The sequence below is a fragment of the Gemmatimonadota bacterium genome (assembly GCA_016704275.1).
In the GTDB taxonomy this organism is placed as follows: Bacteria; Gemmatimonadota; Gemmatimonadetes; order Gemmatimonadales; family GWC2-71-9; genus Palsa-1233.
The window spans coordinates 92,339-107,752 of sequence record JADJAK010000006.1 but is presented as its reverse complement, the minus strand read 5'-3'; the positions used below and the strand labels follow the sequence as shown (position 1 = coordinate 107,752).

The window sequence follows — 15,414 nt, the reverse complement described above, 5'->3', positions numbered from 1 at the left end:
GGCGGGTGGTTCGCGTCACCCTTCGAATGGTGCCCCAAGCAGCATCTCGAGCAGGCGCGCGAGATCGTCGTTCGAGTAGTACGAAATGGCGAGGAGGCCGCGCCCGCGCCGCTTGGCGGTGAGGCGCACGTCGGTGCCGAGGCGCTTGCGGAGCGCATCCTCGACGCGGCGCGCATCGGCGGAGGAGGCCTTCGGCGTCGCCGGCTTCTTCATCATCTTGCCGCGCGCCTTCTCGGGCGCCTCGCCACGCACCACCGCTTCCACCTCGCGAACCGACCACCCCTTCTCGACCGCTTCCTGCGCCAGACGCGAGATCTCGCGCTGATCCTCGATCGCCAGCAACGCGCGCGCATGCCCCTCGGCGAGATGCTTCCCCGCGAGCAGCTCCTGCACATCGGCGGGCAACTTCAGCAGGCGCAGCGTGTTGGCAATCGTCGAGCGATCCTTGCCGACGAGCCGAGCCACTTCGGCCTGCGGAATCGAGAACTCCGCCATCAGGCGTTGATAGCCGGCAGCTTCGTCGAGCGCCGAGAGATCGTCGCGCTGCAGGTTCTCGATCAGGGCAAGCGTCAGTGCGGTGCGATCATCGAAGTCGCGAACGACCGCCGAGACTTTGGCCCAGCCGAGCCGCTGCACTGCACGCCAACGGCGTTCGCCGGCGATCAACTCATAGCGATTCCCAACCGGACGCACCACGATCGGCTGCAACAAGCCCGACGCCTCGATCGACGACGTGAGTTCGGCGAGCGCGTCCTCGTCGAAGGTCCGGCGCGGCTGATACGGATTCGCGGAGATCGCGCCGACGGCAATCTCGCGCAGCGCACCAGTCGCTTCCGCCTGCTCACGCGAGATCGGTCCGAGCAGCGACTCGAGTCCGCGGCCCAATCGCTTCGAGTCGCTCATGTCGCGCCTCCGCCGCTACGGCCCTTGGTGAGACCCACGGTGCGCTTCATCAATTCCTGCGCGACCGCCAGGTAACTCTTGGCGCCGATCGACTGCACGTCATACAAGAGGATCGGCTTGCCGAACGACGGCGCCTCGGCGAGGCGCACGTTCCGCGGGATCACCGTGCGGAAGACCTTCGCGCCGAAATAGTCCTTCGCCTCGGTGACGACCTGCTTGGACAGATTGAGACGGTTGTCATACATCGTGAGGAGCACGCCTTCGATCTGGAAGTCCGGATTGAAGTTCTGCTGGACGACGCGTATCGTGTTGAGCAGCTGAGAGATACCCTCCAACGCGTAGTACTCGCACTGGATCGGAATGATGACGGCGTCCGCGGCGGTGAGGACGTTGAGGGTCACCAGGCCCAGCGAGGGCGGGCAGTCGATCAGGATGTACTCGTAGTCATCCTGGATGGCGTCGATGACGCCGCGCAGGATGGTCTCCCGGTTCGGCATGCCGATGAGTTCGAGTTCGGCGCCGACGAGATCCTGAGTGGCCGGAAGGACATGCAGGAAGGGGAGCTGGGGGTCCTGCCTCACGACATCTTTGACGCTAAGTCCATCAATCAGAATATCATAGAGCGACCGTTCCACGCTCCCCTTCTCGATCCCTACCCCGGAGGTGGCGTTCCCCTGGGGGTCGGCGTCGATGAGCAGGGTCTTCCGCTCCGCGATGGCCAGGGAGGCGGCGAGGTTGACAGCAGTCGTGGTCTTGCCGACGCCACCCTTTTGGTTGGCAATCGCGATGGTACGGGCCATGGGGAGTCCGGTGGGAGAAGCTAACTCCGAAAGATATGGGGGTTTGGTCGGGACGGATAGCGGGAGGCCAGAGTTTCACGTGAAACGTGTTTATTCAGCCGCGCATGTCAATGCGCGGCGCCGGCGCAGCCGGCGTGTGGTTGATGCAGCAGGGTGTGCAGGGGCGCGCGGAGTCGGGGTCGTTGACGCGAGGACCGCGTAGGGGCGAGGCATGCCTCGCCCGTCTCCCGGCAACAGTGGTCTGTCCCCCAGTGTGCACCGGGCCCAGCCTGGGGGCTCCGGTCTCGCGTGTTCCAAGCGTCTTCGCCGCGGCGCCCCCTATACAGCATGCCGGGGGCGCCGCAATCGGCACGTCCGGCGGAGGAGAGGGCTCGACGACACGGAACCCGCTCGCCCGGCCCCCCAGCGCCGGGCCCGCCGAGGATCTCTCGTGATACTGGGGGGCGCGCGGAGTCGGGGTCGTTGACGCGAGGACCGTGTAGGGGCGAGGCATGCCTCGCCCGTCTCTCCCACGCGTATGAGTCCGTCCGCCGGCGTGCGACGTGTGACCGCAGCGTCAGCGAGCCCCGACCCGTGCGCCCCTCACGCGAGACCGGAGCCCCCTGCAAGGGCCCGCGGGGCAGCGATCCCGACGACCACTCACGCCGGCGGCGCCGGCGCCGCGCATTGACATGCGCGGCTGGAGAGAACCGTTTCACGTGAAACAGCTACTTCACGCGCTCCCGGCGAAGCACTTCAACCAGCAGATGCTGCAGATCCGCCGGGGAAACCCCCGGAACCCGCCCAGCCTGGGCCAGCGTCGTCGGCTGCACCCGGGCGAGCTTCTCGCGAGCCTCCCAGGAAAGCCGCTCCATCTGACCCCAGGGCAGGTCCGCCGGCAACGGCGTCGCCTCGAGTCGCACCAACTTCTCGGCGACCACCCGCTCCCTGGCCAGGTAACCGCCATAGCGAAGCTCGATCGCCGACCACTCGCAATCGTCGGCGCCCACATCGACCCCTGCCGCCTCGAACAGCGCCACCAGCGACACCCCCGGACGCTTCACCAGCTCCGCGATCCGCACCGGCTCGCTGATCCCATTGCTTCCACTCGCCGCGAGGATCCCATTCGCCTGCGCCGGCGACACCGCCGTATCCACCGCCCGCCTGCTCACCGCCTCCTCCCGCTCCAATCGCTCCTCGGCGGCAGCCCGCTCCCCGTCCGACCAGAGATTTCGACTCGTAGCAATTGGCAACATGCGGCGTAACGCGTTGTCCTGCCTTAACATAAGACGATGTTCGGCACGGGAAGTGAATAGCCGATACGGTTCATCCACGCCTCTGGAAACCAGGTCGTCCACCAGGACGCCGCAGTACCCCTCACTTCGGCCGATCGCGACGGGCTCGAGATCAAGCGCCCAGGCCGCCGCATTCATGCCGGCGACCGCGCCCTGCCCCGCCGCCTCCTCGTAGCCGGTCGTCCCGTTGATCTGGCCGGCGGTGTAGAGCCCGGGGATCGCCTTCACGGCGAGATGGCGATCCAACTGCGTCGGTGGCAGGTAGTCGTACTCGATCGCGTAGCCGGCGCGCGTCATCTCGACCTGCGCCATGCCGGGAATCAGTCGCAGCATCTGCAGTTGCACGTCAGGTGGCAGCGACGTCGAGAGTCCACCGACGTAGAGCTCGTCGGTGTCGAGTCCTTCCGGTTCGAGGAAGACCTGATGGCGCGCGGCGTCGGGGAACTTCACCACCTTGTCCTCGACACTCGGACAGTAGCGCGGACCACGCCCGGAGATCGCGCCGCCATACAGCGCCGAGTCGGCGAGGTGCCGTGTGATGAGTTCCTTCACTGGATCACCCGCCCACGTCAGCCAACAGGGGCGCTGTTCCGGATGCGGCGCGCGCACGTGCGACGAGAACCAGTACGGTGCAACGTCGGAATCCTGACGCGCCATCACCGACGTGTCGATGGTCCGGCCATCGATGCGCGGCGGCGTGCCGGTCTTGAAGCGTTCGACCGCTAACCCAAGCGCCGCAAGGTGTTCCGAGAGTTCGACCGACGGCGGCTCACCGGCGCGGCCCGCAGGAATCGTGTGCGACGTCCCCACATGAATGCGCCCGCGCAGGAAGGTGCCCGTGGTGATCACGACCGCACGCGCGCGCACCGACACGCCAGCATCGGTGAGCACGCCGACCACGGCGCCGCCCTCGATCAGGAAGCGGGCGGCGGTTCCTTCGACGAGTTGCACCGGGTGCGTCACCGGCAGCGACTCGAGCAGGTCACGCACGGCGCGGCGATACAGCGTGCGGTCGCACTGCGCGCGTGGGCTCGCCACTGCGGGGCCCTTGCTCTGATTCAGCATCCGGAACTGGATCATCGCGCGGTCGGTCGCGCGGCCCATGATCCCGCCGAGGGCATCGACCTCGCGAGCGACGGTCCCCTTCGCGATGCCGCCGATCGCGGGGTTGCATGACATCTGGCCGATGGTGTCGAGCCGCTGCGTCAGCAGGATCACCCGCGCGCCGGAACGCGCCGCCAACGCGGCCGCTTCGGTGCCGGCGTGACCGCCACCCAGGACGAGGACATCGCAATGCATGCGACAATCTACGTGGGGGCGGGGCATGCGAAGATGCCCCCCAGCCGCCCATGGCAATGCGCGGCGCCGGCGCAGCCGGCGTGCATCGACGTTGGGATCCCTGCTCTGCGGGCCCGGCCTGGGGGCTCCGGTCTCGCGTGAGGGGCGCGCGGGTCGGGGCTCGCCGACGCTGCGGTCCGACGTCGCACGCCGGCGGGGCGCGGGTCCAAATGACGGATGGTCACCCGGCGAGCGACTGGACGGTCCTCGCGTCAACGACCCCGACCCCGCGCGCCCCCCGGCATCACAACAGATCTTCGGCGGGCCCGGCGCTGGGGGGCCGGGCGAGCGGGTTCCGTGTCGTCGAGCCCTCTCCTCCGCCGGACGTGCCGATTGCGGCGCCCCCGACATGCTTCATAGGGGGCGCCGCGGCGAAGACGCTTGGAACACGCGAGACCGGCCGCCCCAGGCTGGGCCCGCGGCCTGACGGCCGCGGTTGAGGCAAGCGCCACCACGACGTGAGTCGGCAGTACATTATGGAATCCCCATTCCGGACCGTCGATGCGCCTCGCCGCCCTGCTCCTGTTGCCGGCCCTCTCTGCCACGCTCCCCGCACAGACCGCCGCACCGGCCAAGCCCGCCTACACCTATGTCAAGCTCGTCGACACCATGGTGGCGATGCGCGATGGGGTGAAGCTGCACACCTCCATCTATGTGCCGCAGAACTACAGCGGGCCGCTGGCGATCGTCTTCACGCGCACGCCGTACAGCATCACCGGCTCGGCCGGCCGCATGACCGGCAGCTATCGCGAACTCGCCGAGGATGGCTACGCCTTCGCCTTTCAGGACATCCGCGGCCACTACGGCAGCGAAGGCACCTTCGTGATGCAACGCGCCCCGCGCGATCGCAACGATCCGAAGGCGATCGACGAAGGGAGCGATGCCTACGACACCATCGACTGGCTCGTCAAGCGCGTCCCCGGCAACAACGGCCGCGTCGGCATGCTCGGCGTCTCGTACGATGGGTGGGTCGTCGTGCAGGCACTCATGGATCCGCACCCCGCCTTCAAGGCCGCGTCGCCGCAGGCCTCGCCGGCCGACATGTGGATGGGCGACGACTTCCACCACCAAGGCGCGTTCCGGTTGTCGTATGGCTTCGAGTACGCCTACGACATGGAACAGGGGAAGGTCTCCAAGCAGTTCGCCTTCGACCGCGCCGACACTTACGACTGGTACCTCTCGCTCGGCTCGCTCGCGCGCGTCAATCAGGAAGTCTTCAAGGGGACGATCCCCACCTGGAACGACTTCGCCGCACACCCGAACTACGACGCCTTCTGGAAGAAGCAGGCGGCCGTGCCCTACCTCCAGCAGCCGGTCACCGTGCCGACGCTCAATGTGGCGGGGTGGTGGGACCAGGAAGATTTCTACGGGCCGGTCACCATCTACCGCGCCATGGAGAAGCACGACGCGAAGAACATGAACTTCCTCGTCGTCGGCCCCTGGAACCACGGCGGCTGGGGCGGCACCGGCAAGACGTTGGGACCGATCGACTTCGGCAGCAACACCGGAGACTACTACCGCCAGTCGATCCAGCGCCCCTTCTTCGCCTGCCACCTCAGGGGCGCCACCGATGGCTGCACACCGGCGGAAGCGACGCTCTTCCGCGCGGGAGAGAATCGCTGGGTCAGCAACACGACCTTCCCTCGGCGCGACAACGTCACCCAGACACCGATCTACACCGCCGCGTCAGGGGCACTCTCGTTCACGGCGCCGAAGGCCGCCGCCGCCGCGGACTCCTTCATCTCCGATCCGGCGAATCCGGTGCCGTATCGTCGCCGGCCGATCCAGCCGACGTATGGACCCGGCTCGCAGTGGCGCGCGTGGCTCACCGAGGACCAGCGCCACGTCGACCATCGCCCCGATGTGCTGACCTGGCAGACCGGCGTGCTCGATGCGCCCGTCACCATCAGCGGCGAGATCATGGCCACGCTCTATGCCTCGACCTCCCAGAGCGACGCCGACTGGGTCGTCAAGCTGATCGACGTCTACCCCGACTCACTGCCGTCGCCGATGGGTGGCTTCCAGTTCATGGTCGCCAACGACGTCCTCCGCGGCCGCTACCTCGACTCCTTTGAGAAGCCCCGGCCGCTGGTGCCGAACAAGGTCGAGAAGTTGACCGTCGACCTGCACACGCAGGAGTACACCTTCAAGCCGGGCCACCGGATCATGGTGCAGATCCAGAGCACCTGGTTCCCGCTGATCGATCGCAACCCGCAGCGCTTCGTCCCCAACATCTTCAACGCCAGCGCCGCCGATTTCCGGAAGGCGACGCATGCGGTGCAGCGGTCGGCGAGGTGGCCGACGCACGTGACGTTGCCGGTCGTGCGGTAGGGATGACGTAGGGGCGCGGCCTGCCGCGCCCGGCCGACACCACACCAAACGACGTAGGGGCGCAGCATGCTGCGCCCCTACACACCTACCATCGTCCCGCCTGGGTGGGAGGGGCGCGGCAGGCCGCGCCCCTACGCGATGGTCATCCGCCCGCGTGGGAAAGCGTCAACGTCACCCCGCCCTCACCCACCGGAACACTTCGCGCAGCGTCGGCTTCTTGCCGTACATCAGGATGCCGGTGCGGTAGATCCGTCCCGCAACCCACACCACGCCGAGCAGCGCGGCGACCATGATCACCAGCGAGAGCGCCAGCTCGGGCAGAGGCACCGCCGCCATCGACCAGCGCACCGGCATGACGAACGGCGCCGTGAAGGGGATCAGCGAGAGCACCGTGCCGAGGCCGCCCGAGGGGTCCTTGATCACGGCGAAGACGCCGAAGAAGCCGACCATGATCACCATGATGACGCCGGAGATCGCCTGCTGCGCCTCCTGGGTCGAGTTCACCATCGAGCCCACCGCCGCGAACACCGCGCCGAACAGCAGGAAGCCGAGGGCGAAGTAGGTCAGGAAGACCACCAGCAGGTCGGTCGGAATCGAGGGAATCGGCAGCGTCTGCATCGTCTCGACCGGGACCTTCAGCAGTCCGGCAAGGACGGTCCGGTTCTGCCCGACCATGAACACGGTGCCGACCCAGATCGACATCTGCAGCAACCCCACTGCGCCGACGCCGATCACCTTGCCGAGCAGCATCTGGAACGGCCGCAGCGACGAGGCGAGGATCTCCATGATGCGCGAGGTCTTCTCCTCGATCACCGACATCATCGTCTGCTGACCGAAGAGCACCACCGAGATGTAGAGCAGGAAGCCCATGATGTAGGCCAGAAGGAAGGACGCTGCGCCGCTCTCGCCGGTCGGCTTGCCGTCGGCCACCTTGGTGGTCTTCATGTCGGCCGGCCGCATCGCGGCGGTCACGACGCCGGCATCGACACCGGCGCGCTCGAGCCGTGTCCCCACGACCACGGAGGAGATCAACCGCTGCAGTTCGCCCATCGTCTCGAATGACGAAACATTGGTCCCGAAGTACTCGACCTTCCCCGCCGCCAGCGTGTTCTCCGGCAGGATCATCACGCCATCGAGCGGCTCAGCCACCTCGCGCGAGGTGCGCAGCAGCAGCGAGTCGCGTTTGGCGGTGGCATCACCGGCCAGGGTGACGTGCTCGATGGCGTACTTCGCCCGGGTGCCGTCCTTGAAGGTCGGCTTCCCGAGGGCGGCGACGATCTGCACGCCGGTCGAGTCGGCGGTGCCGTCGATCACGGCAATCCGGGTGGTCCGGTCGGTGCCGCGCATCATCAGCGCCGGCACGGTCATCGCGAACACCATGAGCAACGGCAGGCCCAGGGTGGCCAGCAGGAAGGCACGGGTGCGGACGCGCTCGATGAACTCCCGGCGCACCACGGCAAAGATCTTGTTCACGCGGCCTCCCCGGTCCGGGCGGCCACGGCCGCATTGCCGACCTTGGCGATGAAGATCGCCTGCAGCGACGGCTCGACGATCTCGAAGCGACTGAGCCCGACCCCCTCGCGAATGAGCGCGTGGAGCAGCGTCTCCGGATCGGCCCCTTCGGCCATGCGGAGGTCGGCCGAGGCGCCGTAGTCGTCAATCGTCTCGATCAATCGCCGATCGGCCAGCACCCGCTCCGCCTTCTCGCGATCGTGGGTAAAGCCCAGGGCGATGTGCCGGCCACCGAAGCCGGCCTTGATCTCCTGCAGGGTGCCGTCGACCACCTTCTCGCCGCGGGCGATGATCACGATGTGATCGCACATCCGCTCCGCCTGCTCCATGATGTGGGTCGAGAAGAGAACGGTGACCCCCGACTTGGCGAGCTCGATCACCACGTCCTTCATCACCTGGGAGTTGACCGGGTCGAGCCCCGAGAAGGGCTCGTCCAGCACCACCAGCTCGGGGTCGTGGAGCAGCGATCCGGCGAACTGGACCTTCTGCTGCATCCCCTTGGAGAGGTCCTCGACCTTCTTCTGGGCCCAATCGGCGATCCCGAGCCGGTCGAGCCACTTGGCGGCCCGCCGCTTCGCCTCGCTCCGGGCGATCCCCTTCACTTCGCCGAAGAAGACCAGATGATCGAGCACTTTCATCTTCTTGTAGAGGCCGCGCTCCTCGGGGAGGAAGCCGATCCGGGGGGAGAGGTCACGCCCCTTCCGGTCCGACCCGAAGAGGGAGATCGACCCCTCATCCGGCTCGATGATGTCCATCATCATCCGGATCGAGGTCGACTTCCCGGCCCCATTGGGGCCCAACAAACCGAAAATGCCGCCGGTCGGGACCTCAAAAGAGAGATCCTTGACGGCGACATGGCCTGAAAAGCGTTTGGTAACCTTCTCGAAGCGAACAGCGGCAGCTGCCACAGCGTTCCCCGGATGTGAGTGACGGGGGAACTTACTACTTCACACGCCGGGGAGTTTCATCGTGGAGCGGGCATCCCGGGGGCGACGCATGCGTCGCCCTTACGCAAATCAGCATCCCGACGCGACCCAAGGATCTCACCAGCGAGGGCGGACGTCCCCCTTCGTACGGGCGACGCATGCGTCGCCCTTACCCGCGTACGCAAATCAGCATCCCGACGCGACCCAAGGATCTCACCAGCGAGGGCGGACGTCCCCCTTCGTACGGGCGACGCATGCGTCGCCCTTACCCGCGCCCCCTAGAATTTCGCCACGGAAAGAAATTCATCCGCCGGAATCACCAGCGTCTTATGCTCCGGCGGCACCCCGAACTTCCGAAGCTGGGCCAGCCACCCCTCCCGATCGTTGCCGGGCTCGAGGATCGTGGTGTCGCGCATCACGACCCCGCGCTCCTGGCGCTCGTGCCAGCGACCGACATAGGTCCGGCCGCTGGCCCCCTCGATCAGCACGGTGATCCCGTGCAGCTCGTCGTGCCCGGGGTGAAGCACCATGCCGCTCACGCGCAGTGGGTCTCGAACGCGGTGACGATCGCCGCGGCGATCATCTCGGGCGACCGCCCCTCGATCTCGTGCCGGTGGATGAACGCGACCACCTCACCGTCCTTGAGCAGCGCCGCCGACGGCGACGACGGCTGATACTGCCCGAAGTAGGAGCGGACCCGCGCCGTGGCGTCGAGGTCCTGCCCGGCAAACACCGTCAACAGCTTCGCCGGCTTGGCGGTCGCCGTCGCCAGCGCCTTGGCCAGCGCCGGACGCGCTCCACCCGCCGCGCAACCGCACATCGAGTTGACGAAGACAAAGGCGGTGCCTTCGGCGTTGCCGAGAGCGGCATCGACCTCGTCCACGGTCTTCATTTCCTGCACGCCGAGGCGGGTGACTTCTGCACGCATGGGGGCGATCATCAATTCTGGATACGGCATGGGGTGGAGCTCCTTTATGGGTCGTAGGTCGTAAGTCGTAAGTCGTAAGTCGTGAAGCGGTGTCCTGGGTCGGAGGTTGGCCCCATAGGACCTACGACCTACGACTTACGACTTACGACTTTTCAGTAAGCGCTTCCTTGAGCGTATGCCACACCATCGTCGCGCACTTCACGCGCATCGGATAGACCGACAATCCCTTGAAGGCCACCAATTTGCCGAGGCCTTCGAGGTCACCGGGCTGGCCGGTGAGCATCGCGTGGAAGCCGTCGAAGAGCGCCATCGCCTCGGGAATCGTCTTCCCCTTGATGGCGGTGGTCATCATCGAGGAGGAGGCGCGACTGACCGCGCACCCCTGTCCCTGGAAGCCGACCTCGCTGATCCGCCCCTCGGCGTCGATCACCAGGTCGAGCGACACTTCGTCGCCGCAGAGCGGGTTGCGCCCCTCGGCGTGATGCGTCGGCGCGTCCAGCCGCTTGAAGTTCCGCGGCGAGCGATCATGCTCGATGATCAGCGTCTGGTACATCTCGTCCATGCCGGCCATCAGCGGAACAGCTCCCGCACCTTCTCGAGCCCCTTCCCCAGGGCGCGCACGTCGGCCTCGGTGGTGTAGGGCCCGAACGAGGCGCGTGCCGTCGCCGGCACACTGAACCGAGCGTGCAGCGGCTGGGTGCAGTGGTGCCCGGCGCGAATGCAGATCCCGCGCGAGTCGAGGATCGAGGCGATGTCGTGCGGATGCGCGCCGGTCATCGTGAAGGTCAGCACCCCGACGCTGTGCGTCGGCTTGGCCAGCAGCTTCACACCCGGAATCGCCTCCAGCATCTCGCGCCCCAACGCCAGCAACCGCTCATCCTCGACCTGCCACGCGGCGCGGTCCTCGGTGAGCACCCACTGGATCGCGGCGTCCATCCCGATGACGCCCGCGATGTTCGGCGTCCCCGCCTCGAAGCGCTGCGGCCCCGAGGCAAAGGTGGTGCGCTCGAAGGAGACGCGGTCGATCATGTCGCCGCCACCCTGGTAGGGCGGCATCGCGGCCAGCAGGTCGCGCCGGGCCCAGAGGACGCCGACACCGGTCGGCCCGAAGAGCTTGTGCGCCGAGAAGCAGTAGAAGTCGGCGCCGAGCGCGGTCAGGTCGACGGGGAAGTGCCCCACCGCCTGTGCGCCATCGACCAGCACCGGGACGCCGTGCACCCGCGCCATGCTGGTCAGCTGGGCAATCGGGTTGATCGTGCCGAGCGTGTTCGAGACGTGTGCCACCGCGAGCAACGCCGGCCCCTCGGCCAGCAACTTCCCAGCGGCCTCGAGATCGAGTTCGCCGGCGTCGGTGACCGGGATGGCTCGGAGCGCGGCGCCGGCGAGCTGCCACGGAACGATGTTGGCGTGGTGCTCCATCTCGGTCACCAGCACCCACGTCCCCGGGCCGACCTTGGGGCGGAGGAACGACTGCGCCACGAGGTTGGTCGCACCGGTGGTGCCGGTGGTGAAGACGATCTCGCCCTCGCGGACGCCGCCGAGGAAGCGCGCGACCGTGGCACGCGTGCCGTCGTAGGCCATCGTGGCACGCTCGGAGAACTCGTAGACGCCGCGATGGATGTTGGCGTTCCACCCCTCGTAGAACGCCATCTCGGCGTCGATCACGACCTGGGGCTTCTGCGTGGTGGCGCCGCTGTCGAGGTACACCAGCGGCTCCCCGCGCGAGGTGCGGGCAAAGATCGGGAACTGCGCCCGCACGGCCTCACTCATCCCAGCATCGCCTCGAGCCGATCGCGCACGATCCGCTCGATCCCGTTCCGCACCGCGGGAATGGTCACCTCGGTCAGCACTTCGGCCGCGAAGGCCCAGATCAGGAGCTCCTGCGCCGTGCGGCCACCGATGCCGCGCGTCTGCAGGTAGTAGCGCTGCTGCTCGTTCAACCGGCCGACCGTGGCGCCGTGGGTGCACTTCACGTCGTCGGCGAAGATCTCGAGCTGCGGCTTGGTGTCGACCTTGGCCTGATCGGAGAGGAGCAGGTTGCGGTTGGTCTGCTTGGCATCGGTCTTCTGGGCAATCGGCTCGACGAACACCTTGCCGTTGAAGACGGCGCGCGACTTGTCGGCCAGCACGCCCTTGTAGACCTCCCACGAATTGCAGTTCGGCTGATCGTGGAAGATCGCCGAGTGGGTGTCGGCGAGCTGCTCGTGCTGCGTGAGATAGAGGCCGTACATCAGCGTCTCGACCTGCTCGCCGGCGAGGCGGGCGTGCAGGTTGTGGCGCGACACCTTCCCGCCGATCGACAATGCGAACGACCGATAGTGCGACGCCCGTGCCTGATGGGCGTGGGTGTAGCCGACATGCCAGGCGCGCGCGCCTTCGCGCTGCACCCGGATGTGCTCGACCCACGACGCTTCGCCGAGCACCACCTCGGTGACGGCATTGCTCAGGTGGACCGTGTCCGCCAGCGAGACGAACTGCTCGACCACGGCTCCACGTGCGGCCTTGGCCGCAGTGATCAGCACGCGCGGCGCGACCAGGGCGCCATCGGCAGCAGCGGTGGTCAGGTGCAGGATCTCGAGCGGCGCCGCCAGTTCCGTCCCGGCGGCGAGGTGCAGCACCACGCCATCGGTGAAGGTCGCCAGCGACAACGCCGAGAATGGCGTCGCGGTCGGGAGCGCAATGGTGCCGAGGTGTGTCTCGACGGCGGCGTCACCGGCGGCGATGGCCGCCTGCAGCGACGAGGCCTGGATGGACACCGGAAGATTCGAGAGTGCCGCGACGAAGACGCCATCAACCAGGACCGCGAGCGGTCCATCGGCCAGGCGGAGTGCGGCCACATCGGCAGCGCTCACCGGCGTCGAGGCCCCAACGGCCGTCCACGCGGTGGTCGCGATCGGGGCGACCGGGGTGAAGCGCCACTCTTCGTCGCGCGTCGACGGGACGCCGACCTCGGCAAAGCGGGCGGCGGCCTCGCGGCGGCGCGCCACGAGCCATGCCGGCCCGCTGCTGGTGGCCGCGTCGGCCAGCGCGGCGAACGCCGAAGCGCCGACCTGCACAGAGGGATCCCTCGCACCGCTCGGGATGACGGGCGCTGTCGAAGTTCCGATCACAGCGACACTTCCTCCATCGCGCCCGTCAGCCACTCGTAGCCCTTCGCCTCGAGCTCGTGCGCCAGCTCCTTGCCGCCTGACTTCACGATCTTCCCGCCGGCGAGGACGTGGACGAAGTCGGGCACGATGTAGTCGAGCAGCCGCTGGTAGTGGGTCACCAGGATGATGGCGCGCTCCGGCGACCGAAGCTTGTTGACGCCGTCGGCGACGATGCGCAGCGCGTCGATGTCGAGGCCGGAGTCGGTCTCGTCGAGGATCGCGAGCTTCGGCTCGAGCACCGCCATCTGCAGGATCTCGTTCCGCTTCTTCTCGCCACCGGAGAAGCCGAAGTTGACCGCACGCTCCATGATCTCCGGGCCCCACTCGACCACCTTGAGCTTCTCCTCGAGCAGGTCGAGGAAGTCCATCGGGTCGAGCTCGTCGAGCCCGCGCGCCTTGCGGACCTCGTTGTACGCCATGCGGAGGAAGTAGGCGTTGGTCACGCCCGGGATCTCCACCGGATACTGGAACGCCAGGAAGACGCCGGCCCAGGCGCGCTCCTCCGCCTCCATGTCGAGCAGGTCCTCGCCCTCGAGCGTCGCCGTGCCGCTGGTGACGTCGTAGGCCGGATGTCCCGAGAGCACCTGTGCGAGCGTGCTCTTGCCGGAGCCGTTCGGCCCCATGATGGCGTGGACTTCGCCGGCGTTGACGGTGAGCGAGATCCCCTTGAGGATCTCCTTCTCGTCGACGGAGGCGTGGAGGTTCGAGATCTGGAGCAGTGCCATTCGTTGAGATCCTTGAACAGGTCGTAAGTCGTAAGTCGTAAGTCGTACGTCGGCAGTCGAAGGTCAGGACCTACGACCTACGACCTATGAACTACGACGCCTTATCCAACACTTCCCTCAAGACTGACACCCAACAACTTCTGCGCCTCCAGCGCGAACTCCATCGGGAGCTCCCGGAAGACCTCTTTGCAGAAGCCGTTGACGATCAGCGAGATCGCGTGCTCGGTGTTCAGGCCGCGCGCCTTGCAGTAGAAGATCTGGTCCTCGCCGATCTTGCTGGTGCTCGCCTCGTGCTCCACGTCGGAGGTGCTGTTCTGCACGTCGATGTAGGGGAAGGTGTGCGCCCCGCAGGCGTTGCCGATGAGCATCGAGTCGCACTGGGTGTAGTTGCGCGCCCCGTGCGCCTTCGGGAGGATCTTCACCTGGCCGCGGTAGGAGTTCTGCCCCCGGCCGGCGCTGATGCCCTTCGAGACGATGGTGCTCTTCGTGTTGCGGCCGATGTGGATCATCTTGGTGCCGGTGTCGGCCTGCTGCATGCCGTTGACCACCGCCACCGAGTAGAACTCGCCGATGCTGTCGTCGCCCTGCAGGATCACCGAGGGATACTTCCAGGTGATCGCCGAGCCGGTCTCGACCTGCGTCCACGAGATCTTGGCGCGCGCGCCCGCCTTGCCGCGCTTGGTGACGAAGTTGTAGATGCCGCCGACGCCATTCTCGTCACCGGCATACCAGTTCTGCACCGTGCTGTACTTGATGGTCGCGTCGTCGAGGGCAACCAGCTCCACCACCGCGGCGTGCAGCTGATTCTCGTCGCGCTTCGGCGCCGTGCATCCCTCGAGGTACGAGACGTACGCCCCTTCCTCGGCCACGATCAACGTCCGCTCGAACTGCCCGGTGTTGGCGGCGTTGATGCGGAAGTACGTCGACAACTCCATCGGGCAGCGCACGCCCTTCGGGATGAAGACGAACGAGCCGTCGGAGAAGACCGCCGAGTTGAGCGCGGCGAAGTAGTTGTCGGAGGCCGGCACGACCGAGCCCAGGTACTTCTGCACCAGCTCGGGATGCTCCTTCACCGCCTCGCCGAAGGAGCAGAAGATCACCCCTTCCTTGGCGAGCGCGGCCTTGAACGTCGTGCCGACCGAGACGGAGTCGAAGATCGCGTCGACGGCGACGCCGGCCAGCAGCTTCTGCTCGCTGAGCGGGATGCCGAGCTTCTCGTACGTGGCCAGCAGCTTCGGATCGACGTCGTCGAGCGAGCCGAGCGGTGTCGTGGTCTTCGGCGCCGAGAAGTAGGCGATCGCCTGGTAGTCGATCGGCGTGTAGTGCACGTTCGGCCAGGTCGGCTCGGTCATCTCCTGCCAACGGCGGAACGCCTTCAAGCGCCAATCGAGCAGCCACTCGGGCTCCTCCTTCTTGGCGGAGATGAAGCGGACCGTCTCCTCGGAGAGCCCCGGTGGCATCGTGTCCTGCTCGATGTCGGTGACCCAGCCGTGCTTGTACTCGCGATTGACCAGCGCGTCCATTTCGG

General features: G+C 67.1%; 13 protein-coding genes. 1 reads left to right on the top strand and 12 read right to left on the bottom strand.

From position 1 onward, the window contains the following. Positions 1–15: 15 nt before the first annotated feature. From IPG05_13205 to mnmG, 3 genes are all read right to left on the bottom strand, one after another. The gene (locus IPG05_13205; protein ID MBK6496035.1) at positions 16–903 is read right to left on the bottom strand and encodes a ParB/RepB/Spo0J family partition protein; all 888 of its coding nucleotides are present in this window, start codon (positions 901–903) and stop codon (positions 16–18) included. Next, positions 900–1,703: a ParA family protein gene (locus IPG05_13200; protein ID MBK6496034.1), complete on the bottom strand. Its 804-nt coding sequence runs from the start codon at positions 1,701–1,703 to the stop codon at positions 900–902. The genes IPG05_13205 and IPG05_13200 overlap by 4 nt, the downstream gene beginning before the upstream one ends. Positions 1,704–2,410: 707 nt before the next feature. Beyond that, a complete protein-coding gene (mnmG, locus tag IPG05_13195; protein ID MBK6496033.1) occupies positions 2,411–4,276 on the bottom strand; it encodes a tRNA uridine-5-carboxymethylaminomethyl(34) synthesis enzyme MnmG in 1,866 nt (621 codons plus the stop codon). 540 nt (positions 4,277–4,816) lie between these two features. On the opposite strand from mnmG, the gene IPG05_13190 reads away from it, so the two are divergent. Beyond that, positions 4,817–6,646 (top strand): CocE/NonD family hydrolase, encoded by a 1,830-nt coding sequence (locus IPG05_13190; GenBank protein MBK6496032.1) that lies wholly within the window; start codon positions 4,817–4,819, stop codon positions 6,644–6,646. Between the two features lie 171 nt (positions 6,647–6,817). Here the strand turns inward: IPG05_13190 and IPG05_13185 are convergent, their stop codons facing one another. The 9 genes from IPG05_13185 to sufB form a co-directional block, all read right to left on the bottom strand. Next, entirely contained in the window at positions 6,818–8,119 is a 1,302-nt protein-coding gene (locus IPG05_13185; GenBank protein MBK6496031.1) for an ABC transporter permease, read from the bottom strand. Further along, positions 8,116–9,066 (bottom strand): ATP-binding cassette domain-containing protein, encoded by a 951-nt coding sequence (locus tag IPG05_13180; protein ID MBK6496030.1) that lies wholly within the window; start codon positions 9,064–9,066, stop codon positions 8,116–8,118. Before IPG05_13180 ends, IPG05_13185 begins: the two co-directional genes overlap by 4 nt. A 296-nt stretch (positions 9,067–9,362) precedes the next feature. Further along, the gene (locus tag IPG05_13175; GenBank protein ID MBK6496029.1) at positions 9,363–9,623 is read right to left on the bottom strand and encodes a hypothetical protein; all 261 of its coding nucleotides are present in this window, start codon (positions 9,621–9,623) and stop codon (positions 9,363–9,365) included. Further along, a complete protein-coding gene (locus IPG05_13170; GenBank protein ID MBK6496028.1) occupies positions 9,620–10,042 on the bottom strand; it encodes a BrxA/BrxB family bacilliredoxin in 423 nt (140 codons plus the stop codon). The genes IPG05_13175 and IPG05_13170 overlap by 4 nt, the downstream gene beginning before the upstream one ends. A 112-nt stretch (positions 10,043–10,154) precedes the next feature. Next, a complete protein-coding gene (locus tag IPG05_13165; GenBank protein ID MBK6496027.1) occupies positions 10,155–10,583 on the bottom strand; it encodes an SUF system NifU family Fe-S cluster assembly protein in 429 nt (142 codons plus the stop codon). Beyond that, a complete protein-coding gene (gene sufS / locus IPG05_13160; GenBank protein ID MBK6496026.1) occupies positions 10,583–11,782 on the bottom strand; it encodes a SufS family cysteine desulfurase in 1,200 nt (399 codons plus the stop codon). Before sufS ends, IPG05_13165 begins: the two co-directional genes overlap by 1 nt. Continuing rightward, positions 11,779–13,068 (bottom strand): Fe-S cluster assembly protein SufD, encoded by a 1,290-nt coding sequence (sufD, locus tag IPG05_13155; protein ID MBK6496025.1) that lies wholly within the window; start codon positions 13,066–13,068, stop codon positions 11,779–11,781. Before sufD ends, sufS begins: the two co-directional genes overlap by 4 nt. Before the next feature lie 50 nt (positions 13,069–13,118). After that, entirely contained in the window at positions 13,119–13,880 is a 762-nt protein-coding gene (gene sufC / locus IPG05_13150; GenBank protein MBK6496024.1) for a Fe-S cluster assembly ATPase SufC, read from the bottom strand. Between the two features lie 107 nt (positions 13,881–13,987). Then, positions 13,988–15,409: a Fe-S cluster assembly protein SufB gene (gene sufB, locus IPG05_13145; GenBank protein MBK6496023.1), complete on the bottom strand. Its 1,422-nt coding sequence runs from the start codon at positions 15,407–15,409 to the stop codon at positions 13,988–13,990. Between the last annotated feature and the right edge of the window lie 5 nt (positions 15,410–15,414).